The 20,990-nt window shown below is 56.5% G+C and carries 20 protein-coding genes; 7 read left to right on the top strand and 13 right to left on the bottom strand.

Annotation, left to right across the window (positions count from 1 at the left end):
* Window positions 1–117 precede the first annotated feature (117 nt).
* Window positions 118–684 (bottom strand): class I SAM-dependent methyltransferase, encoded by a 567-nt coding sequence (locus EF096_RS13215; protein ID WP_123890185.1) that lies wholly within the window; start codon window positions 682–684, stop codon window positions 118–120.
* Between the two features lie 101 nt (window positions 685–785).
* Window positions 786–1,865: a patatin-like phospholipase family protein gene (locus tag EF096_RS13210; RefSeq protein WP_123890184.1), complete on the bottom strand. Its 1,080-nt coding sequence runs from the start codon at window positions 1,863–1,865 to the stop codon at window positions 786–788.
* Between the two features lie 111 nt (window positions 1,866–1,976).
* Here EF096_RS13210 and EF096_RS13205 point away from each other — a divergent pair, with 111 nt between their 5' ends.
* Genes EF096_RS13205 through EF096_RS13190 form a run of 4 tightly spaced genes read left to right on the top strand, consistent with a single transcriptional unit; the run spans window position 1,977 to window position 4,573 of the window.
* Window positions 1,977–2,285 carry a PepSY domain-containing protein gene (locus EF096_RS13205; RefSeq protein WP_123890183.1) on the top strand — a complete coding sequence of 103 codons (309 nt, stop codon included), beginning with the start codon at window positions 1,977–1,979 and terminating at the stop codon, window positions 2,283–2,285.
* Window positions 2,286–2,313: 28 nt separating this feature from the next.
* On the top strand, window positions 2,314–2,592 hold the full coding sequence (locus tag EF096_RS13200; RefSeq protein WP_372237822.1) for a PepSY domain-containing protein: 279 nt from the start codon (window positions 2,314–2,316) through the stop codon (window positions 2,590–2,592).
* A complete protein-coding gene (locus EF096_RS13195) occupies window positions 2,592–3,263 on the top strand; it encodes a response regulator transcription factor (RefSeq protein ID WP_123890181.1) in 672 nt (223 codons plus the stop codon). The genes EF096_RS13200 and EF096_RS13195 overlap by 1 nt, the downstream gene beginning before the upstream one ends.
* The gene (locus EF096_RS13190; RefSeq protein WP_123890180.1) at window positions 3,260–4,573 is read left to right on the top strand and encodes a sensor histidine kinase; all 1,314 of its coding nucleotides are present in this window, start codon (window positions 3,260–3,262) and stop codon (window positions 4,571–4,573) included. The genes EF096_RS13195 and EF096_RS13190 overlap by 4 nt, the downstream gene beginning before the upstream one ends.
* Window positions 4,574–4,591: 18 nt before the next feature.
* On the opposite strand, the gene EF096_RS13185 is transcribed toward EF096_RS13190, so the two are convergent.
* Entirely contained in the window at window positions 4,592–5,755 is a 1,164-nt protein-coding gene (locus tag EF096_RS13185) for an EAL domain-containing protein (protein WP_123890179.1), read from the bottom strand.
* 395 nt (window positions 5,756–6,150) lie between these two features.
* Here EF096_RS13185 and EF096_RS13180 point away from each other — a divergent pair, with 395 nt between their 5' ends.
* Window positions 6,151–7,359, top strand: a complete 1,209-nt coding sequence (locus EF096_RS13180; RefSeq protein WP_123890178.1) for an ammonium transporter — start codon at window positions 6,151–6,153, stop codon at window positions 7,357–7,359.
* Between the two features lie 50 nt (window positions 7,360–7,409).
* Here EF096_RS13180 and fabI read toward each other — a convergent pair whose 3' ends face one another.
* The 8 genes from fabI to gloB all read right to left on the bottom strand — a co-directional run bounded on the left by fabI (window position 7,410) and on the right by gloB (window position 18,219).
* Window positions 7,410–8,204 (bottom strand): enoyl-ACP reductase FabI, encoded by a 795-nt coding sequence (gene fabI / locus EF096_RS13175; protein ID WP_123890177.1) that lies wholly within the window; start codon window positions 8,202–8,204, stop codon window positions 7,410–7,412.
* A 17-nt stretch (window positions 8,205–8,221) separates the two neighbouring features.
* The gene (locus EF096_RS13170; protein WP_123890176.1) at window positions 8,222–9,853 is read right to left on the bottom strand and encodes an ABC transporter ATP-binding protein; all 1,632 of its coding nucleotides are present in this window, start codon (window positions 9,851–9,853) and stop codon (window positions 8,222–8,224) included.
* 1 nt (window position 9,854) lies between these two features.
* On the bottom strand, window positions 9,855–10,877 hold the full coding sequence (locus tag EF096_RS13165) for an ABC transporter permease (RefSeq protein WP_123890246.1): 1,023 nt from the start codon (window positions 10,875–10,877) through the stop codon (window positions 9,855–9,857).
* Between the two features lie 11 nt (window positions 10,878–10,888).
* Complete coding sequence (locus EF096_RS13160) at window positions 10,889–11,962, bottom strand: microcin C ABC transporter permease YejB (protein ID WP_123890175.1); 1,074 nt, start codon at window positions 11,960–11,962, stop codon at window positions 10,889–10,891.
* A gap of 2 nt (window positions 11,963–11,964) precedes the next feature.
* On the bottom strand, window positions 11,965–13,824 hold the full coding sequence (locus tag EF096_RS13155; protein ID WP_123890174.1) for an extracellular solute-binding protein: 1,860 nt from the start codon (window positions 13,822–13,824) through the stop codon (window positions 11,965–11,967).
* A gap of 17 nt (window positions 13,825–13,841) precedes the next feature.
* Window positions 13,842–15,683, bottom strand: coding sequence for an extracellular solute-binding protein (locus tag EF096_RS13150; protein WP_123890173.1), 1,842 nt, complete (start codon window positions 15,681–15,683; stop codon window positions 13,842–13,844).
* Between the two features lie 143 nt (window positions 15,684–15,826).
* On the bottom strand, window positions 15,827–17,374 hold the full coding sequence (locus EF096_RS13145) for a lytic transglycosylase (protein WP_235869737.1): 1,548 nt from the start codon (window positions 17,372–17,374) through the stop codon (window positions 15,827–15,829).
* Window positions 17,375–17,439: 65 nt separating this feature from the next.
* Entirely contained in the window at window positions 17,440–18,219 is a 780-nt protein-coding gene (gloB, locus tag EF096_RS13140; RefSeq protein ID WP_123890172.1) for a hydroxyacylglutathione hydrolase, read from the bottom strand.
* 75 nt (window positions 18,220–18,294) lie between these two features.
* Here gloB and EF096_RS13135 point away from each other — a divergent pair, with 75 nt between their 5' ends.
* On the top strand, window positions 18,295–19,068 hold the full coding sequence (locus EF096_RS13135) for a class I SAM-dependent methyltransferase (RefSeq protein WP_123890171.1): 774 nt from the start codon (window positions 18,295–18,297) through the stop codon (window positions 19,066–19,068).
* Window positions 19,065–19,517, top strand: a complete 453-nt coding sequence (gene rnhA / locus EF096_RS13130; RefSeq protein ID WP_123890170.1) for a ribonuclease HI — start codon at window positions 19,065–19,067, stop codon at window positions 19,515–19,517. Before EF096_RS13135 ends, rnhA begins: the two co-directional genes overlap by 4 nt.
* Before the next feature lie 225 nt (window positions 19,518–19,742).
* On the opposite strand, the gene EF096_RS21080 is transcribed toward rnhA, so the two are convergent.
* Both EF096_RS21080 and EF096_RS21075 read right to left on the bottom strand, forming a co-directional pair.
* Entirely contained in the window at window positions 19,743–20,339 is a 597-nt protein-coding gene (locus EF096_RS21080) for an ATP-binding protein (protein ID WP_235869736.1), read from the bottom strand.
* On the bottom strand, window positions 20,233–20,808 hold the full coding sequence (locus tag EF096_RS21075; protein ID WP_235869740.1) for an ATP-binding protein: 576 nt from the start codon (window positions 20,806–20,808) through the stop codon (window positions 20,233–20,235). Before EF096_RS21075 ends, EF096_RS21080 begins: the two co-directional genes overlap by 107 nt.
* Window positions 20,809–20,990: the final 182 nt, after the last annotated feature.

Genomic DNA, 20,990 nt, shown 5'->3' with positions numbered 1-20,990 from the left:
CACTAATAGCCTTGGGTTACATGCGCTCGATACAGGGCCTTGTGCGATCTGCGCAAGGGCAATAGCCGCTCGATAATACGGCGAGATAGCAAAGGGAGAAGGGAAATGAAGCCTGCATTATTGTTTATGCAGGTGGGCTCCTGTCTTCTGCAGCAAGACCACGTCGTTGCCAAGGATCTCTAGCCTGGCGTCCCAGCGCTGTGCTAGCCAGGTGAAGCTCTGTTCGCTGAAATAACTGATATGGGTGGGATCGCTTTTATAGTGCCAATGCTTGAAGGCTTCCTGGTTCTTGACCCTTTTGGTCATGATGCCGAGCCAGCCATTAGGCTTCAGGCAGGTCCACAATTGATCCAGGACCAACAAGGGTTGGGACAGGTGTTCGACTACTTCAGTCGCGGTGATGAAGTCCCAGCGTTGGCTCAGCGCCTGCGGGTTGGGGTGGTAGTACAGGTCGTGCAGGCTAACCTCATGGCCGTGCTCACGCAGCATGGCCGCCAAGGCGGGGCCAGGGCCACAGCCAAAATCCAGCCCGTTGCTGCCGGGCCTTAGGCGCTCCAGCAAAGGCGTTGCAAGGCGTGATAGAAACTGCCGATAGCCGGCATCGTTCGGGTGGTTTTCATGTCTGTCATATTCGGCGCGCTCGGCGGCAGGATCAAGGTGCCACTGGGTGGGAACATGGACCATCAGGCAGTCGTTACACTGGAAGTAGGGCCGCTTGACGTCATTGTAAAACCAGGCTGCTGCCGCCTGGCAGAGTGGGCAGCGTGAATACGCTGGCGTCTCTATCACAGGGGCTGCACGCGGCTGATCAGATCATCGCTTTCGACCAGGCGCAGAAACTCGTCACCCAGTCGTTGGCTTTCACTCATGGCTGTGCGCCAATACTTTTCGCGGCCGTCGTTATCATAGACAAAGCGGTTGAAATCCTTACGGTCGGGGAGCTTGCGGTAGGGCAGACTGTCGAGATACTCGCGCGACGGAGCAACCAGCAGAACGTCACGCATCTGTTGCGGGTTGGCTTTACGCCACGGCAGACTTTTGTCAAACCAGCCGGGTACTACGCGGTCCAGAAAGTGCGGATAAAGCACCACGCCAGGAGCCGTATAGGGCAGGTCAAGATGATAGTCGAGCAGGCCACCATCTCGATATACCCCGGCTGTTGTGCCAGGAATATCGCGTACCGCTTCCATCACCATGGGGATGGAGCCGGAGGCGAGCAGGGCTGCACGCAAGTTGGCGGGCGTAAGGTTGACGTGACTGCTCTTGAAATCATGCAGGTCATCCAGTGCCGGTCGCTGGCGGGGATCGTGTAGTATTACCCGCTCAAAAAAACGCCCCAGGTGCCTGCGTCCCAGCAGGTTGGCACCAATGACACCGCTTAGGCCAAGCCCCAGACGGGTGCGTGAATCATGCTGTAGCAGGCCCAGGCTTTTTACTACTACGATGTTGAGGTAGTAGTTAGGATTGGTCAGGATAGTGTCGAACTCTCCGCCCAGCAGCTCGTCCAGCATCTCGCCACAGGCAGCACTGATACGCTGAATACTCACCCCTTTGGGGAAACGCATGTTGGTGTAGAGTTCACCCAGTTGACGCAGGGTGGTGACCGGATCTGGCATGCAGGCACTGGCAAAGCGCCAACTGCCAATAGAGGCGCCGATCAGGCTGCGCGGTTGCGGCGCGCGAGGTAGCCACTCGCCAAACAGGGCCAGGTCCAGGCCTTGAATACCCAGCGCCTTGGGGCCGCCGGCTGCACCGGGAATCATGTGCACATCCTGCGGCTGCAGGCCGTTATGGCGGATGTGCTCGATAGCACGATGGCCTGCGCGTAGCGTCAATGCAGGGGCGGCAACATGAATGGCGGGCATGTCTCGGCGGTTCCTTTACAGTCCGAAAAGCGAAAGCGAGTTATTTTAAGGTTGGTTTCAGCTGCTGACTATAGTCTGTGCTTACACCCTAAGACGACAGAGGTACTATTTATGAACAAGGCAATTGCACTTACCTGCGCAGCATTTTTGAGTTTGGGCAGCGGTGCGCTGCTGGCAGATGATGACGTCCGCCTGGACGAGGCTAACACCTTGATCGAGCAGGGTACCATCATGAACTTTGAAGAACTTAACCAAAAGGCACTGAGCGTTCAGCCCGGCACTATTACTGACACCGATCTCGAAAAGGTCTACGGTCGTTATGTTTACCAGGTAGAAATTCTGGATGGCCAGGGGCAGGAATGGGATGTTGATATGGACGCCAGCAATGGTGAAGTACTTGAACACAAGCAGGACAATTAATAATACGCTGCTAAGGTCTAGCCGTGTTGTGCTGGGCCTTTTGCTGTGCAGTGCCGCTATTCAGGCTGACGATATCGGTCAGGACGAGGTGCTGGAACTGGTGGAGCAGGGGCGAATAGCTCCGCTCCAGCAGTTTATTGATGATGCGCTGCTGCGCTACCCCGGACGCTTTCTGAGTGCCGAACTGGAGGCCGACGATGGCCGCTATGTTTATGAAATTGAAGTGATCACCCGTGAGCGGGTGGTAATGGAACTTGAGTATGATGCGCTGAGTGGCGAACTGCTTGAGGTAGAAGAGGATGATTGATGCGGATACTGCTGGTCGAAGATAACGTAGCACTGGCGGACTCCCTGACCCTGACCCTTAAGCGTGCCGGTTATGCGGTGGACTGGCGCACGGATGGGCGCGATGCCCTGATTCTGGGGGAGCAGGAACCCTATGACCTGGCGATCGTTGATCTCGGCTTGCCTGGTATGGATGGGCTTGAGGTGGTGCGACGTTGGCGAAATGCGGGACAGGCGACGCCCGTATTGATGTTGACTGCACGCAGTCGCTGGACTGAGCGCGTGGCTGGCCTGCAGGCTGGTGCTGACGATTATCTGACCAAACCCTTTCATAATGAAGAGTTGCTGTTGCGTATCCAGGCGCTGTTGCGTCGCGCGCATGGTCGCGAGCCGAGCGCAACGCTCAATGTCGGCGGCTTGGCCCTGGATGAAGCAACGCAGCAGGTTAGCGGTGCGGGTCTGGCGTCGACCGGTCTATCTGCCACCGAGTTCAAACTACTCCGCTACATGATGCTCAATGCTGGCCAGGTACTGTCCAAAGCACGCTTGGCCGAGCATCTGTACGATTATGAAGACGAGCGCGACTCCAACGTTATTGAAGTACAGATTAATCATTTGCGCAGCAAGCTGGGGCGCGCTGCGATAGAAACGCGGCGTGGCCAGGGCTATGTGTTGGTAGGGCTGGCGCCGTGATCTCCATCGGGCGCCGTCTTGGCGTCGGCCTTTTGCTAATCATGCTGTTCAGCATAGTGTTGCTTGGTCAGGGCAGTGTCTGGTTGTACGACCGGGCACAACGCGCCTATCTGCTGACGTTATTGCAAAGTGAGACAGATAGTCTGCTGGCGGCCATGACGCCTGGTGTTGACGGGCTGTATCTTGACCTGAGTAAGGTTGACCCGGATTACCGTCGAGTTTACTCCGGTCGCTATTTTATCGTTCAGGGTCGGGAGCGCTGGCGCTCACGCTCACTCTGGGATCAACGCCTGCCAGTACCCAGCGACAGCGACGCTCAGTCTACCGGCCTGGTACCTGGACCCAAAGGCCAGCAGCTACTGGTTTGGTCTCAGCAGTACAGTAGTCATGGCGAACAATTGAGGGTGACGGTGGCGCTGGATTATCAGCCGCTGCTCGCGACTTTTCAGCGCGCGCGCTGGTGGCTCTGGGGGCTGGGAGCAGCTGTGATTGTGGTGGCTCTGCTGTTGCAGCAATGGCTATTGCAGCGTGCCTTGGGTCCTCTGCGTCGAGCGCAGGCTGAGTTATCCGAGTGGCGCACGGGTGCGCGCATGCAACTGAGTGAAACTGTGCCGCTGGAGTTACATCCGCTGGTAGTGGAAATCAATCACTTGGGTAGACAGGTAGAACGGGTTCTGGAGCGAGGGCGCAGTAGTGCTGGTGACTTGGGGCACGCGTTGAAAACGCCTTTGGCGGTGCTCGAGAGTCGCCTGGATAATCTGACCAGCACCTTGGCGCCCGAGCACGTGACGCCCCTGCGCGAGCAGCTTGATATCATTCACAGCCAGTTGGAGAGAACCCTCCAGCGCGCACGCCTGGCGCCCGAGCAGCAACGTGCAGAGCGTTTTCAGGCAGAGCGCGATATGCACGCCCTGATTGCCACCTTCAAGTCGCTCTATAACGAGATGGATATCAGCGTTGATGGGGTTGGTGAACTGAGTTGGCCCTACGACCGTGAAGATATGCAGGAGCTGTTGGGCAATCTGATCGACAATGCCTGCAAGTGGTCAAAGGGGCAGGTCCAGGTTGGCTGGAAATTGAACTCTGAGGGTTTGTATCTGCAAATAGCGGATGACGGGCCGGGTATCGCACCTCGCGAGCGTGAAGAGGTCTTGAATCGTGGTACCCGCCTTGATCGGCAGGTGCCTGGTCACGGGCTTGGGCTCGGTATTGTCACCGATCTGGTGAGTGCCTATGCAGGCAGTCTGCAGTTGTCTGAAGCGACGCTCGGTGGTCTGCTGGTTGAGGTATGGTTGCCGCTACGCACCTAGATGCGCAGCGGCTGGGCGTTAAAGAAAAGACGTATCTATGTCGACCAGCAACAAGTGACGGCTGTCATCAATGAATAGTCCTGAGGTCAGGCAGTACTGATTGGTAGTGGCATCGCGATACCTGTTGGACAGTATGACTCTGCTGTCTTCGCCGCCTTCTGCCAGAATCTGGTAGAAGTATGGCCGCCAGGACCAGTTGTGATCCAAGTAGCGCGGATCGGTGTGCCAGGCGTCACCTTTCCACTCATAGTTGGGTGAAATCTGCGTGCCATGGGCATCACAGAGGAAGCAGCGCAGCAGCCATGGGTAGGATTCTGGAGCGGGCAGGTGGGCAGGTTGGCCGCCCTTGCTGAGCCATAAGCGCAAGTCTGCAAACAGCTCGGCCAATGATTTGCGCAGGCTGGCGAGCTTCTCCCGCTCGGCCAACTTATCCAGCACATAGTGATCGCGCATGTCTGAAAACTTCTGTTTTACCGCTTCGGCTGGCAAGAAATTCTCTTCAGGCCTGCCGAACAGATAACCCTGTACGTAGCGAGCGCCGCACTCGAGTGCGAAGTGCAGCTCCTGCTCGGTCTCAACACCTTCTGCGATAATCCAGCAGCCGCTTTTCTCCGCCATCAATGCCAGGGCTCTAACGAAATCGCCGCTGTTGCCATTGCCGCTGGCGGCTTTGCGAAATAGCTGGATATCGAGTTTGAGGATGTCTGGCTCCAGCGCCAGAACACGGTCAAGCATGGAGTAGCCAGCGCCAAAGTCGTCGATGGCAATTCGAATACCTGCTTGGCGGTAGCGCTGAACCACATCACGTAGCTGATCAATACTGCCCTGTAATTCGGTAATCTCGAATACCACTTGGTCAGGTGGCAAGCCTATTTCCTCCAGCAACTGCAGGCTGGGTAGCGGCTGCCCGGGTTTTAACTGGCTTACCCAGGATGGCGATATGTTCAAGCTGATAAACCCGTCCGGGTTGTCGCGGAAACGTTCGAGTGCCATGCGACGTATACAGCGGTCTAATTCCAGCAGATCAGCGGGGTTTACCTCCGGATCGGTAAATAGCGGGCCGGCGCTGGTGATGTTGCCTTCGTCGTCACGTAGGCGGGCAAGCGCTTCGTACCCTGCGATACGGCCTGTTGCGGTATCGATCAGAGGTTGGAAGTAAGGCAGTGGCTGACCATTAAACACATTATTCTCCGGGTCGGAATGGGCGGGTAGCGGTATGCAAGATTATAGCCAAGGCTGGTTGAGCCCGCATTGTGGCTGCGTTCGGCATCAACCTAATCGGGTTTTGGATAGTCCGGGGCTACATCGGTGCAATAACGCAGGATTTTGGTATGTGTCTTGCACTTTAAAGGTGATTTCACACCTGCTTGGCGCCCTAATTCGGTGCTTTTAGCTGGCTTGTGTTACGCAATTTTAAAAATAACTTATTGATAATAAAAAATAAAATTAACCGCTATCAGTTTGTATGCAAATCAAGACAGTTTTATTTCATTGGGAGTAAGGCACCACAATGGAACCAAAGCGGCTTGATTGCACAAGATTGGTGCGAACTGTCTGTTCATAAAGAGGCTGTCTGAATGGAAAACCTGAACAGCGCTGTGGAAACTCTGGTTCACGGCGCCAACACCCTGTTTATTCTGATGGGCGCTATCATGGTGCTGGCAATGCACGCGGGTTTCGCTTTTCTGGAGGTCGGTACTGTCCGCCAAAAGAACCAGGTCAACGCGCTATCTAAAATCATCAGTGATTTTGCCATTTCTTGCCTGGCATATTTCTTCGTTGGTTACTGGATTGCCTACGGCGCCAATTTCTTTGCCGATGCAGCGACCCTGTCCGAGAATAATGGCTATGCGCTGGTCAAGTTCTTCTTTCTGATGACCTTTGCTGCAGCCATCCCGGCTATTATCTCCGGCGGCATTGCCGAGCGCGCCAAGTTTGCTCCGCAGTTGTGCGCCTCGCTGTTGATTGTGGGTCTGATTTACCCCTTCTTCGAAGGTATCGTATGGAACGGCAATTATGGTTTTCAGGCGTGGCTGGAAGTCAGCTTTGGTGCGCCATTTCATGACTTTGCCGGCTCTGTGGTAGTGCATGCCGTCGGCGGCTGGCTGGCGCTGGGCGCCGTGTTGATGCTGGGCGCACGACGCGGGCGCTACCGTGCAGGGCATGTGGTTGCCATGCCGCCATCCAATATACCCTTCCTGGCGCTCGGTGCCTGGATTCTTTCGATTGGCTGGTTCGGCTTCAATGTGATGTCGGCGCAGACGCTGGAGGGTATCAGCGGGCTGGTTGCGGTCAACTCGTTGATGGCGATGGTGGGGGGCACCCTGGCTGCGTTACTGGTTGGTCGCGCGGACCCTGGCTTTATTCATAACGGTCCGCTGGCGGGGCTGGTGGCAGTATGTGCTGGTTCTGACCTGATGCACCCGCTAGGCGCGCTGGCGACTGGCGTAGTTGCTGGCGGTTTGTTCGTCTGGACCTTCATCCTCACGCAGAACCGTTTGAAGATCGATGATGTACTCGGCGTCTGGCCGCTGCACGGGTTGTGCGGTGTTTGGGGTGGGTTGGCTGCCGGTATTTTTGGCCTGCAGAGTCTGGGTGGTTTAGGCGGCGTCAGCTTTATCTCACAGCTGCTCGGCAGCCTGGCTGGCGTGGTAGTGGCGCTGTCGGGTGGCTTGCTGGTGTATGGCGTGATTAAAGCCATCGTTGGCATACGTCTAAGCGAGGAGGACGAGTTTCAGGGCGCCGACCTCGCCATTCACAAGATTGGAGCCATCTCGGAAGATTGATTTTCGAGCATAAAAAAACCGGGCATAAGCCCGGTTTTTTTATGGCAGATTTACTCTTCCAGATTACCCATCGCGGTGATGTTGAAGCCACCGTCGACGTAGGTGATCTCACCGGACATACCGGATGCCAGGTCGGAGCAAAGGAAGGCGCCGACGTTGCCGACTTCGTTGATGGTGACGTTGCGGCGCAGCGGGGTTTGTGCCGCGTTGTGCGACAGCATCTTGCGGAAACTCTTGATGCCAGAGGCCGCCAGAGTGCGAATCGGGCCAGCCGAGATTGCGTTGACGCGGGTGCCTTCCGGACCCAGGCTGGTGGCCAGATAACGTACGCCAGCTTCCAGGCTCGCCTTGGCCATACCCATGACGTTGTAGTTGGGCATGGTGCGCTCGGCGCCAAGATAGGACAGGGTCAAAAGGCTACCGTTGCGGCCTTTCATCATTTCGCGACCGGCCTTGGCCAGTGCGACAAAGCTGTAGGCACTGATGTCGTGGGCGATACGGAAGCCTTCACGAGTAGTGACTTCAGCAAAGTTGCCGTCCAACTGATCACCGGGAGCAAAGCCGACCGAGTGGACGATGCAGTCCAGTCCATCCCACTTCTTGCCCAGTTCGACGAATACCTGATCGATCTCGGCATCATCGGCAACATCGCACGGGAAGCACAGCTCAGGACCTGAGCCCCAGCCGGCGGCGAATTCTTCAACCCGTGCCTTCAGTTTTTCGTTCTGATAGGTGAACGCCAGTTCGGCGCCCTCGCGGTGCATCGCCGCGGCAATCCCTGAGGCAATGGAGAGTTTGCTGGCAACGCCAACGATGAGTACGCGCTTTCCGCTGAGAAATCCCATAGTGCTTTCCTGTTTTGTTACTGGGCCGTCGTGGCCTTGTTAAGGGTGTTGGGTATGGCAAAAGCCGCATCCAGCAACTGACGAGTATAGTCATGCTGAGGTGAAGCAAAGATATCGCCTGCCGGTCCCTGTTCGACTACCTGTCCCTGACGAATGACCATCAGCTGATGACTGAGGACCTTTACTACCGCCAGATCGTGGCTGATAAACAAATAACTCAAATTATACTTCTGCTGCAGATCGCGCAGCAGTTCTACTACTTGTCCCTGCACGGTACGGTCCAATGCGGATGTCGGCTCATCGAGCAGAATCAGCTTGGGTTTGAGTACCAGTGCCCGCGCGATGGATACCCGCTGGCGTTGGCCACCGGAAAACTCGTGCGGGTAGCGGTGCCGGGTATCGGGGTTGAGACCGACTTCCTGCAACGCCTGAATCACCATCTGCTCACGCTCGGCAGCCGTGCCTATACGATGAATCTCCAGTCCTTCGCTAATGATCTGGCTAATCGACATACGCGGGCTCAGACTGCCAAAGGGGTCTTGAAAAACCACCTGAAACTCGCGTCTTAGTGGCCGCACATCATTCTGACTGAGATTGTCCAGCCGATTGCCATTACATTCAATAAGGCCTTCGCTATCGATCAACCGCAGTAGTGCCATGCCCAGCGTTGTCTTGCCCGAACCGCTCTCACCAACGATGCCGAGGGTCTGGCCCTGCTGCAGGCTGAAGCTGATGTCGGTCACCGCCTTGACGTGATCAACGGTACGCTTGAGTACTCCCTTTTTAATAGGAAACCATACCTTGAGATGCTCGACGCGCAAGATTTCTTTAGCGCCTGCGTCCACCGGCACCGGCTCGCCGCTGGGGTCCGCCGCCAGCAATTGCTGGGTATACTCATGGCGCGGGTCACTAAAAAGAGTGGTGCAATCATTCTCTTCGACGACGCGACCCTGATACATGACACATACGCGATGGGCAATCTTGCGTACCAGGTTGAGATCATGGCTGATCAGCAGTAGCGCCATACCAAGCTTTTGCTGCAGCTCTTTGAGTAAATCCAGGATCTTCAGCTGCACTGTTACATCCAGTGCGGTAGTGGGCTCATCGGCGATCAACAGCTCTGGCTCGTTGGCCAGCGCCATGGCAATCATCACTCGCTGGCGTTGTCCGCCCGATAGCTCGTGGGGGTAGGAGGCAAGACGCTTTTCGGGATCGGGAATGCCGACCAGCGTCAGCAGCTCCAACGTGCGAGCGCGGGCATCCTTCTTGTTCAGCCCCTTGTGCAGAGCCAACACCTCGTTGATTTGTCGCTCGACCGTGTGTAGCGGGTTAAGCGAACTCATGGGCTCCTGAAAAATCATGGAGATGCGATTGCCACGCACCTTGCGCAGTTTTTTCTCGCTTGCCTTTAGCAGGTCCTCGCCGTCGTAATAGATCTCACCGCAAGGATGATGGGCGACAGGGTAGGGCAGCAGGCGCAGGATCGAGTGCGCCGTGACAGATTTGCCGGAGCCGCTCTCGCCGACTAATGCCAGGGTCTGGCCCGGCTGAATATCAAAGCTGACGTCGTGGACTGCCGTCACCTGACTGTCGCCTTGATTAAAGGCCACGCTCAGGTTGCGGATGCTGATCAGGGGCGTATTGGTCATCTCATTTCCTTGGGTCGAAGGCATCGCGCAGCGCCTCGCCGATAAACACCAGCAAGCTCAGCATGAGAGACAACACAACGAAAGCCGTAATGCCTAGCCAGGGAGCCTGGAGGTTGTCCTTGCCTTGTGCAATCAGCTCGCCCAGCGAAGGTGAGCCCGGCGGCAGACCGAAGCCAAGAAAGTCCAGAGAGGTCAGGGTGATGACGCCGCCGGTAAGGATAAACGGGAAGAAGGTCAGGGTGGCGACCATGGCGTTGGGCAGAATATGTCGGAACATGATCACCCCGTTGCTTGCCCCCAGCGCACGGGCTGCCCTGACATACTCGAGGTTGCGACCGCGCAAGAACTCGGCGCGTACTACGTCGACCAGCGACATCCAGGAAAACAGTAGCATGATGCCCAGCAGCCACCAGAAGTTCGGTTGCACGAAGCTGGCCAGAATGATCAGTAGGTAAAGGACGGGGAGGCCGGACCAGACCTCGATAAAGCGTTGCCCGATCAGATCCACGCGTCCGCCGTAAAAGCCCTGAATCGCCCCCGCGATCACGCCAATTATGGAACTGAAGATGGTGAGCGTAAGAGCAAACAGTACTGAGATGCGGAAGCCGTAAATCACCCGTGACATGACATCGCGGGCCTGATCATCGGTTCCCAGCCAATTGTCCGCCGAAGGTGGCGCGGGCGCCGGCACATCCAGATCGTAATTGATGGTGCCATAGTGATAGGGGATGGGTGGCCAGAGCATCCAGCCGTCGCCATCGCCTTCAATCAGTTGCTGAATGTAGGGGCTGCGGTAGTCGGCCTCGATGGGGAACTCACCACCGAAGTCCGTCTCTGGGTAGCGTTTAAATACCGGGAAGAACAGCTCGCCCTGAAAACCAACGGCCAGTGGTTTGTCGTTGGCGATCAGTTCTGCGCCCAGGCTGAGTACAAATAACAGCATGAACAGGTGCAGCGACCACCAGCCGCGCTTGTTGGCGCGAAAACGGGCAAAGCGGCGTTGATTAAGCGGTGACAGCTTGATCAGGCTCATGTTCAACCCTCCCGGCTGTCGAAGTCGATCCGTGGATCAACCAGGGTGTAGGTAATGTCGCCGATCAGCTTTACCACCAGACCCAGCAGCGTAAAGATAAAGAGGGTGCCGAACATCACCGGATAGTCTCGATTGATCGCGGCTTCGAAGCCCAGCAAGCCGAGCCCGTCCAGAGAGAAAATAACCTCGATCAGCAGCGAGCCGGTAAAAAAGATGCTGATCAACGCTGATGGAAAGCCGGCGATAATCAGCAGCATGGCGTTACGAAACACATGGCCGTAGAGCACGCGGCTTTCGGATAGCCCCTTGGCTCGCGCGGTAGTCACATATTGTTTGCCGATCTCATCCAGGAAGCAGTTTTTGGTCAGCATGGTCAGGGTCGCGAAGCTGCCAACCACCATGGCGAAGATGGGAAGTACCAAATGCCAGAAGTAGTCACCAATCTGCTCCCAGGTACTCATCTGATCGAAGTTGTTGGAGGTCAGGCCGCGCAGTGGAAACCAGTCGAGATAACTGCCGCCGGCAAATACCACGATCAGCAGTATGGCGAGCAGAAAGCCCGGGATGGCGTAGCCCACAATGATCAGCGAGCTGGTCCAGATATCAAAGGCCGAGCCATGCCTGATGGCCTTGCGGATACCCAGAGGAATGGAAATGAGGTAGGTGATCAGCGTAGTCCATAGCCCGAGGGAGATGGAGACCGGCATCTTCTCGAGTATGAGGTCAGTCACTTTGGCGTCACGGAAGAAGCTATCGCCAAAGTCAAACTGCAGGTAGCCCTTGATCATCAGCCAGAAGCGCTCGTGGGCCGGTTTGTCGAAACCGTACATCTTCTCGATTTCTTTGATGATGTCCGGGTCCAGCCCCTGGGCCCCGCGATAGTTGCCGCCGCTGGCGACTTCGCCACCGCCTCCGGATACGCGGCTGGTGGCGCTGCCTTCAAAGCCTTCCAGATTGGCAATCATTTGCTCAACCGGGCCGCCCGGTGCGGCTTGAATGATCAGAAAGTTGATCAGCAGAATACCGAACAGCGTAGGGATGATCAGTAGCAGGCGGCGAACGATATAAGCCAGCATGCTTAGTCTGCCTCGCTGACAGGCGTGGTGACGGCGGGCACGTCATCGCTTTGCATGGGCGTGTCTGCTTTATCTGGATCGACCCACCAGGTGAACAGCCCGATACCGTATTTTGGCGACGTTTGCGGGTGGGCAAATTTGTCCCAGTAAGCGACGCGATAGACCTTGGTGTACCAGTTGGGTACGAGCAGGTGTTGCGCGCGTAACGCGCGGTCCAGTGCGCGCGTATGGGTAACCAGTGACTCGCGCGTGTCGGCTTGCACCAGACCATCAACCAGCGCGTCGACGGCTGGATCTTTCAGCCCCATTAAATTGCGGCTGCCGGGATTATCTGCGCTGCTGGAGTGCCAGTATTCACGCTGTTCATTACCTGGTGAGTTGGATTGGCCAAAGCCGCTAACCACCATGTCGAAGTCGCGCGAGCGCAAACGATTGATGTACTGCGAGACGTCAACCCGGCGCAGTGTCATCTCGATACCCAGCGACGCGAGGTTGCGTTTGAAGGGTAGCAAGACGCGTTCAAATTCGGCTTGAACCAGCAAAAACTCGAAGCTCAGCGGCTCGCCTTCAGGATTGACCAACTGATCGTCAACGATCTGCCAGCCGGCCTCCTGCAGCAGCGCATAGGCTTTTCGTCTTTGCTCGCGCAGATTGCCACTGCCGTCAGTTGTTGGCGGGATATACGCAGGCCCAAAGGCCGCAGCTGGAAGTTGGTCGCGCAATGGCGTTAGTAGCTCAAGTTCAGCGGCATCGGGCTCACCTTGAGCAGCCAGCTCCGAATTGTCGAAATAACTGGCCGTTCGGGTGTAGGCACCGTGAAATAGTTTGGCATTGGCCCATTCAAAGTCGAACAGCAGGCTGATCGCCTCACGCACGCGTACATCCTGGAAGTAAGGTTTGCGCAGGTTGAAGACAAAGCCCTGCATGCCTTGGGTGTTGTTGTTGGGGAGCTCTTCTTTAATGATGCGACCTTCGCGCAATGCCGGGCTGTCGTAGCCTATGGCCCAGTTTTTTGCTGCCATTTCCTGGTTGAAATCGAACTGTCCGGCCTTGAAGGCTTCCAGCGTCACACCGCCGTCGCGGTAGTAATCGACCACCACACGGTCAAAGTTGTTGAAGCCGCGCTGAACCGGAAGATCCGCGGCCCAGTAGTCAGGATCGCGCTTGAAGCTGATGCTGCGACCGGGGCGGACATCGTCAATCTCGTAGGGGCCGCTACCCAAGGGTATATCCAGTGAGCCTTTGGTGAAATCACGTCCTTCCCAGTAATGCTTGGGAAGGACCGGTAGTTGTCCAAGCACCAGCGGCAGCTCGCGGTTATTACCGTGATGAAAGTGAAAGGTCACGGTGTGCGGATCGTCGGCAACCACTTCCTGAACATCACCATAGTAGGCGCGGTAAAAGGGCGCACCCTGTTCTACCAAGGTATTGAAGGTAAAGACGACGTCCTCGGCGGTGATGGCTTCCCCGTCATGGAAACGGGCTTCGGGGCGCAGGTGAAAGCGCACCCAAGTGCCGTCTTGTGCCTTCTCCATACTCCCGGCGATAAGCCCGTACTCGGTGAAGGGCTCGTCAAGGGCATGGAAGGTAAGAGTGTCGTAAATCAGGTTAAGGTTGTCGGCTGAGGTGCCGCGGCTGATGTAGGGGTTGAGTGAGTCAAAACCACCGAAGCCAGCCAGCCGTAAGGTTCCTCCCTTGGGGGCGTCCGGGTTGGCGTAGTCAAAGTGTTGAAAGTCGACCGGGTACTTGGGCGCTTCATCGTAGAGGGTCAAGGCGTGCTGTGGCAGTGGCTGACTGGCGGTAGCGACGGCGGTGCAGCAGGTGAGCAGAGCCAGACAGGCAGATTTCAGCAAAAGATGCATTCAGAGACCTTATTGTTCTAGTGTGTTGCAGGCTCTTCCCACCAGCTGCGGATGACCAGCGAGTAGGGCGGTATATTCGGGGTCTGCAGCCAGGTGCGATAGGCGATGCGATGGTAGTTTATATACCAGTTCGGAATTGTATAGTGATTCCACAGCAGTACCCTGTCCAAAGCGCGCGTTGCAGCCACCTGCTGGCTGCGGCTGGTCGCGCCGCTTAATTTATCAATTAGGTCATCGACTACCTGATTATTCACCCCGGCGTAATTGCGACTGCCTTTGACGTTGCGTTGGCTGGAGTGAAAATAACCGAATTGCTCAAGTCCCGGTGATAACCCCTGCGGCAAGGTGGCAAGAATCATGTCGTAGTCAAACTGGTCCAGGCGCGCCTTGTACTGGGCGCGATCCACGGTCCGAATGTGCATGTCTATACCCAGTCGCGCCAAGTTGGCTCGATAGGGCTGCAGGATGCGTTCCAGACTCGAGTTAACCAGCAGTACCTCGAACACCAGTGGCTTGCCGTCTTCATTTTCCAGGCGGCCGTTACGCAGTGTCCAGCCAGCCTGATCAAAGAGGTCAACGGCTTCACGCAGGGTTTCACGCGGAATACCGCGCCCATCTGTCACGGGTAGACTGAAGGGCTGTAGAAAGAGTTCCGGCGGTAGTTCTTCGCGGTGCGGTGACAGGTACAGAAATTCCTGGCCCGCCGGGAGGCCGGTAGCGCTGAACGGACTGTTCGGGTAGTAGCTCAACGACCGCTCATATGCCCCATAAAAGAGCACTCGGTTAGACCATTCGAAATCAAACAGCATGCCCATGGCCTTGCGCAGCGCGAGGCTATCGAAGGGGCGTCGGCGAGTATTAAAGAACAGCGCCTGGGTAGAGCTGGGGATTTCATGTGAAATGGCGCGCTTTACTACGTCGCCGTCAGCGATTGCCGGAAAGTCGTAAGCGTTAGCCCAGTTGCTGGCCTTGTGGTCAATATACAAGTCGAATTCGCCGGCCTTGAAAGCTTCGAAGGCTACGCTGTTATCGCGATAGAACTCGACTTCCATGCGGTCGACGTTGTATTTGCCGCGGTTGATCGGCAGGTCTGCGCCCCAATAGTCCTTTACGCGCTCGTACACCACGCTGCGTCCCGGATCGACCCGGGTGATGCGGTATGGCCCGCTGTTGAGTCCGGGCTGGAAGGTGGTCTCAGTAAACTCTCGATCTTTCCAGTAATGCTCAGGCAATACGGGTAGTTCGCCTAATCGCAGGATCAGCAGACTGTTATTGGGGCGTGAGAAAACGAAACGAATACGCCGCTCACCCAGAATGTCGACCCGCTCTACATCCTGCAGCATGGAGCGGTAGTTGGGGTGTCCGTTCTCCTTGAGTAAGCGATAGGAGAACGCGACGTCCTCGGCAGTAATGGGTGTGCCGTCGTGAAAGCGCGCTTGCGGGCGCAGGTTAAACACGACCCAGCTGCGGTTATCGGCAAATTCCAGGGTTTCGGCAATCAGTCCGTAAGCGGAGTAGGGCTCATCTCCGGAGGGGTCGTAAATGCCGCTGCCGGCCATGAGTGGCTCGTTCAGTTCGCTTATACCAAACTGGGCAAAATCCCCGGTATTGATCGGACTGGTGCCTTTGAGGGTGTAGGGGTTGAGGGTATCAAAGGTACCAGAGCCCATAACCCTTAAGGTGCCACCCTTGGGCGCGTCGGGGTTGACGTAATCGAGGTGTTGAAAATTTTCCGGGTACTTGGGCAAGCCATAGAGGGCGTAGCCATGCTGCGTGTGCACCGCCGCGCCTGCAGTCAGCGATATCAGCCAGCAGAGCAGGAATACGGTGATGGTGTAAGGACGGAACAGCAGCGACATGAATACCTACGCGGAATATAGCCAGAGAACGTCCGCGCGGCGCAGTGGATCTGACCTTTTAAGGTGACCCGACCGGCCGCACGTCGCCAATTGCTGCCAAAGCTAACATTCCCGCAGGTTAGACGGAAGGGGCTGCGTCGCAATCAGGGCACGAACAGGGTGAGTTGCTGCCCCGGTTGCAGATAGCGATCCAGTTTGTTCCAGCTGCGGATCTTTTCGATCTTTACATTGAAGCGAGCAGCAATAGTGGAAAGCGAGTCACCTGACTGCACTGTATAGGTGACGCTGCGGTTATCTGAATTGCTGCTGTTGCTGCCACCCGGCAGCATCAGTGTTGAACCGACGCTAAGGACATTGTCGCTCAGCTCGTTATAGCGCTTGATGTAGTTAACCGTCGTGCCGTGCGCCCGAGCAATGCTCCACAGGCTGTCACCAGGCTTGATACGGTAACTGAGGGCCGAATTGCTGGCTAATGCCTGGGCCGGCGTGGGTAATTCGACCGGGCCGTCGCTGAGCTGCGGTAGCATCAGCACTTGGCCGATATGCAGCAGGGTGCCGTTTATGTCATTGGTTTCGCGAATAACGCCGACGGTCAATTGATAGCGGTGTGCGATCTGGGACAGGGTGTCGCCACTGCGCACCTTATAAGCTTGATAATTGAGTCGTTCGTCGTTGGGCAGCTGGGCTAGCGCCTCGGTGAACTGCTCGGCCTGGTCAATGGGGATTAGTAGCTGGTATTCGCCCTGCGGTGCGGTCACACGTTGGTTGAATGCGGGGTTGAGTTTGAGTAGTTCTTCAGTCGGTATGTCCGCCAGTTCGGCAACTTTATACAGGTCAATCTGCTGATCGACAGTTACCTCGGCAAAGTAAGGCTCATTTGCCAGCTCTGGCAAATGGGTTCCGTAGCTGGTGGGGCTGTCAATGATTTGTGCCAGAGCCAGCAGCTTGGGGACGTAGTTCATGGTTTCGCGCGGTAGTTGCAGATTCCAGTAATCGGTCGGCAGGCCTAATGATTCATTGCGTTTGACCGCGCGTCCCACGCAACCTTCACCGCAGTTGTAGGCGGCTAGCGCCAACAGCCAGTCGCCGTCGAAGTAGTTATGCAGGAGACTGAGGTAATCGAGTGCAGCTTGGGTTGAAGCGGTAACATCACGGCGCCCGTCATACCACCAGTCCTGCCTGAGAGAGAAGTTGCGGCCGGTAGACGGGATGAATTGCCAGAGGCCCGCAGCTTGTGCGCTGGATAGCGCCTTGGGGTTGTAGGCGCTCTCGATGAAGGGTAGTAGGGCTAGTTCCTGTGGCATGTCACGCGCTTCAAGCTGCTGCACAACGTAGTAGATGTAGCGTTGAGCGCGGGGGGTGGCGAGTTCGAAGTAGCGGCTTTGGCTGGCGAATACGAGGCGTTGCTGGTCTATGCGCGGGTTGTCGATCAGGGCGGGGTCTAACATGAATCCAGAACGGATTCGGCCCCAGAGCGTGGCCGGCGTCTGCGGCTCTACACTGACCACGGGGCTGGTGGGGCGAATCAGCTGTTGGCGTTTTTGCGCTTCTTGCGCCTTCTGCTGTTCAGACTGCCCCAAGAATCGATAATCGGAGCGTTCCGTAGTCTGACAACCTGAAAGTGCTAAGACACCTGCTAAAGTTCCGAATACCAGTGCTTTGGGCAAGATGGCAACTACCGGATAGCTCATTTTAGACCCCACAAAATGGTGGAGATTTTATTGAGTCATCCGGTTACGGTCAAGACGTGCTCGATTTAAAAGCTGTCCTTCCAGGCGCGAACTGCCGCGAAGGTCTCTACGCCGGGCGCCAGAGGCTTGCCTGTATGATTGCTGGCAGCGCTCACTACCGATGGGTTGTCAGCCCGTAAAAAGGGGTTGGTAAGGAGCTCAAGAGCCATCTCGCTGGGCAGTGTCATGCGTCCTGCCGCGCGCAAATCCTGCACCACCTCCAGCCGCACTTTAATGTCCTTGTTGTCTGGCTCGACCGCGTGCGCGAACTGCAGATTGGCTTGGGTGTACTCGTGAGCGCAATAGATGCGAGTCGCTGCTGGTAGCGCAGCGAGAGTGCTGAGTGACGCATGCATTTGTGCGGGCGTGCCCTCAAACAGTCGGCCGCAGCCGCCAGCGAACAGGGTATCGCCACTGAGTAGCCAAGGCTCGCCGTGGTTTTCGCAATAATAGGCGATATGCCCAAGGGTATGGCCGGGTACGGCAATAACCTGTAGCTCAAGGCCAAAGAGCTTTAGCGTGTCACCCTGCTCAAGCGCACGGTCGCGTGCCGGAATGTTTTCGGCGGCGGGGCCCCACACCTTGCAACCTGTCCCGGCCTTGAGCGCGGCAACGCCGCCGACATGATCGGGGTGGTGATGGGTAATGAGAATATCGCTGAGGCTGTACTCGGGATGCTTGCCTAACCAGTTGATGACAGGCTTGGCGTCACCGGGATCAACCACGGCAACACGCTCGCCGTCGTCAGCCAGTATTAACCAGATGTAGTTATCATTGAATGCAGGTAGCGCGATAAAAGTGGACATGGAAAGCCTATTCTTTAATCTGTAGATTCATCTTAACCAACTCTGCGCCTGCGCCAACCCCTATCTGGAGATTTCATGGCTCGTCAGCAATCCTCGCACTCCAACGGACAGGCCGATTTACTCCGCCTGTTGCACGAGGCGCGTGAGTGGCTGGCTTCCGCGCCGGGCCAAATGCTGCTTGCCGCGGAGAGGGCAGCGCAGCAGGAGTTGCTGCCTCAATGCTTTGGCCAGCATCTGGTTCAGTACGGACTGGCGCCCGGGATGCTGGATCCTGAAGAGGCAGTGATGCGGCATCATTGGCATCTGGATATGGAGGCCCGTGAGGGCACCCTGGCCGTTGAAGAGACGCGCTGGCCGTTTTCTCCGCAATCGTTGGATGCAGTGGTGTTGCACCATGGCTTGGACTTCAGCCTGTCTCCGCGACTGTTGTTGCGTGAGGCCAGTCAGGCGGTTCGGGCTGGAGGTCATCTGGTTGTTTTTGGCTTTAATCCGCTGAGCACTTGGGCGGCACCGCACTACCTGGGCCAGAGCTGGCTAGGGCAGGCCGGGTTTGTGCGCCCGGGTCGGCTGATTGATTGGCTTGAACTGCTGGGGTTTGCGGTGGAGAAACGTCTTGATGGGTGCTATCGTCCGCCGCTCATGTCGCCGGCCTGGCTGCAGCGTCTCACCTTTTTCGAACAGTTGGGACAGCAGCGGCTCCTGCCCGGCGGCGGTTTTTACTGTCTGCTGGCGCGCCGGCAGATGTTCGGGGCGCTGCCGCAACGTCAGCGCAGCAGGGCTTTTCCAACGCTGACGCTACCACCTATGGCAGCGGGTACTCGGCGCACGCATAAACGAGATAGGCAATGACTCAACCCATTGAGATTTTTACTGACGGGGCCTGCAAGGGCAATCCGGGGCCAGGCGGCTGGGGTGCGTTACTGCGCCTTGGTGAGAACGAAAAAAGCCTTTATGGCGGAGAGTTGAATACGACCAATAACCGCATGGAGTTGCTCGCAGCTATTCGCGGTCTGGAGGCGCTCAAGCGTTCCGCAGAGGTAGTAATTACTACCGACTCGCAGTATGTAATGAAGGGGATCTGTGAGTGGATGCCCAACTGGAAAAAACGCGGCTGGAAGACAGCCAGCAAGCAGCCGGTAAAGAATGCTGATCTTTGGCAGCAGCTGGATGAACTGGTCAGTCAGCATCAGGTTGAGTGGCGTTGGGTGCGTGGACATACCGGTCACCGCGAAAACGAAATTGCCGACGAGCTGGCTAATCTTGGCGTACAGCACGTATTGAATGAGCGTAAGGGGTAGGGCATGCGTGAAGTAGTCTCCTTCTATACACAAGACTGAAGTGTAAACGGCTAGGATTGCAGTGATATCGCAGGTGTCGAAAGCTGGGGCTTGATTTCACCGTTAAAATGTAATCCATGGGCGGTTTTTCGGCTATTTTGTTTACACTTTGCCCCTGACGAACGAAATTAAATGTAGAACCTATTGCTGAAGGTTTACCCCGTTTACATAATCAATCGGTCAATTTTATCTGGCTTCCTCCAGCAAAAGAGGGCGCGCTACGATTGCCTTGAAAAGGTTTCCGCCCCGATCATCAATTAACTCAATCTCAGGCCACTCACGTAACGCGCGCAGCAAGCCGCTTCCCAGACCGCGATACGGCAGGAGCTTAGCTGCAAACGATGCCAGGATGGGGTTGCGCATATTGGAGTTGCCCGCCTTAATGTTTTCGATGGTCAGGTTGTTGGGCAAATGGCCGGGGCTGATGATCTCGACTCGATCGGCAAAGACCAACACACGCACCGGAGCGCTAACGAAGTAGTCGCGGTGAATGAGTGCGTTGGCGACCAGCTCTTCCCAGACGATACGCGGAATCTCCGATTGGCCCTGGGAATTGAACCCCTGATCCCCCTGCACTGCGCGGGTGTTGGCGACAACGAAGCCCAGCGTTTGCTGAAACACATCGGCCAGCTTGCCGGTGATGTCACGGCTGTCGACGTAGCGTTGGTCTTCGATCTCATTGCTGACAAAAGCCACCGCCTTGACGATGAAGGCAGGCAGTGAGTACTGCGGCGCTTTGGCAAACAGCAGACTGCCCGCGACATTCAACTGCTCCTGGCTCATCAGGTTCATGTTGGTCAGCAACTGTGGTAGCGGCTGGCTGTGCCAGCCGCTCGCCGAACTGCTGTTCAAAGAAGGCCTCGAAATAGGGGATGTCCACATCACCCACGCTCAAACCCGCCACAGGCGTTTCGTCGGCGTGAACCAGACCCGCTTGCTGGAATAGACGCTGAATTTCCTCACGCGAGGTGGCGCGGCGCTTGTCCGAGCCGTTCTTCACCCAGATGGCACCGTTCTTGTCCATATAGGGCTTACTGACGCCTTCGGCAATCGTGAGCATCATCACGGTGCCATTCGGGTGCGGCACATTTTCGGTGAGCGGGTTCACGGCAGGACGCACGTTTTGTGATGCGCTGTTCGAGACGAGTTGATTCAGCCGGTCGATGTCCGTGCCGGACAAGCCAAGCACCGAGCCATCGTTCCGCACACCAATGAAAATCTTCCCGCCTGCGGTGTTGCTGAAGGCAACTATCTCGGCCGCAAGGGCATCGGCATTGGTGACGTTTTCCTTGAATTGCTGGCGGCTGTCTGAATCGCCCCCAGTATTCTAGACACTCGCCAGACTCTGGTAATGACGCTTTTCGTACTCGACCGGTGACAGGTCACCACTCGTGCCGTGCCGGCGCCTTGGGTTATAAAACATCTCAATGTAAT

Origin of the sequence: Pseudomonas neustonica (genome assembly GCF_003797945.1) — a bacterium.
GTDB classification, from domain to species: domain Bacteria; phylum Pseudomonadota; class Gammaproteobacteria; order Pseudomonadales; family Pseudomonadaceae; genus Halopseudomonas; species Halopseudomonas neustonica.
Note: the sequence above shows the minus strand (reverse complement) of the source record. Positions and strands in the feature narration are given on the sequence as shown.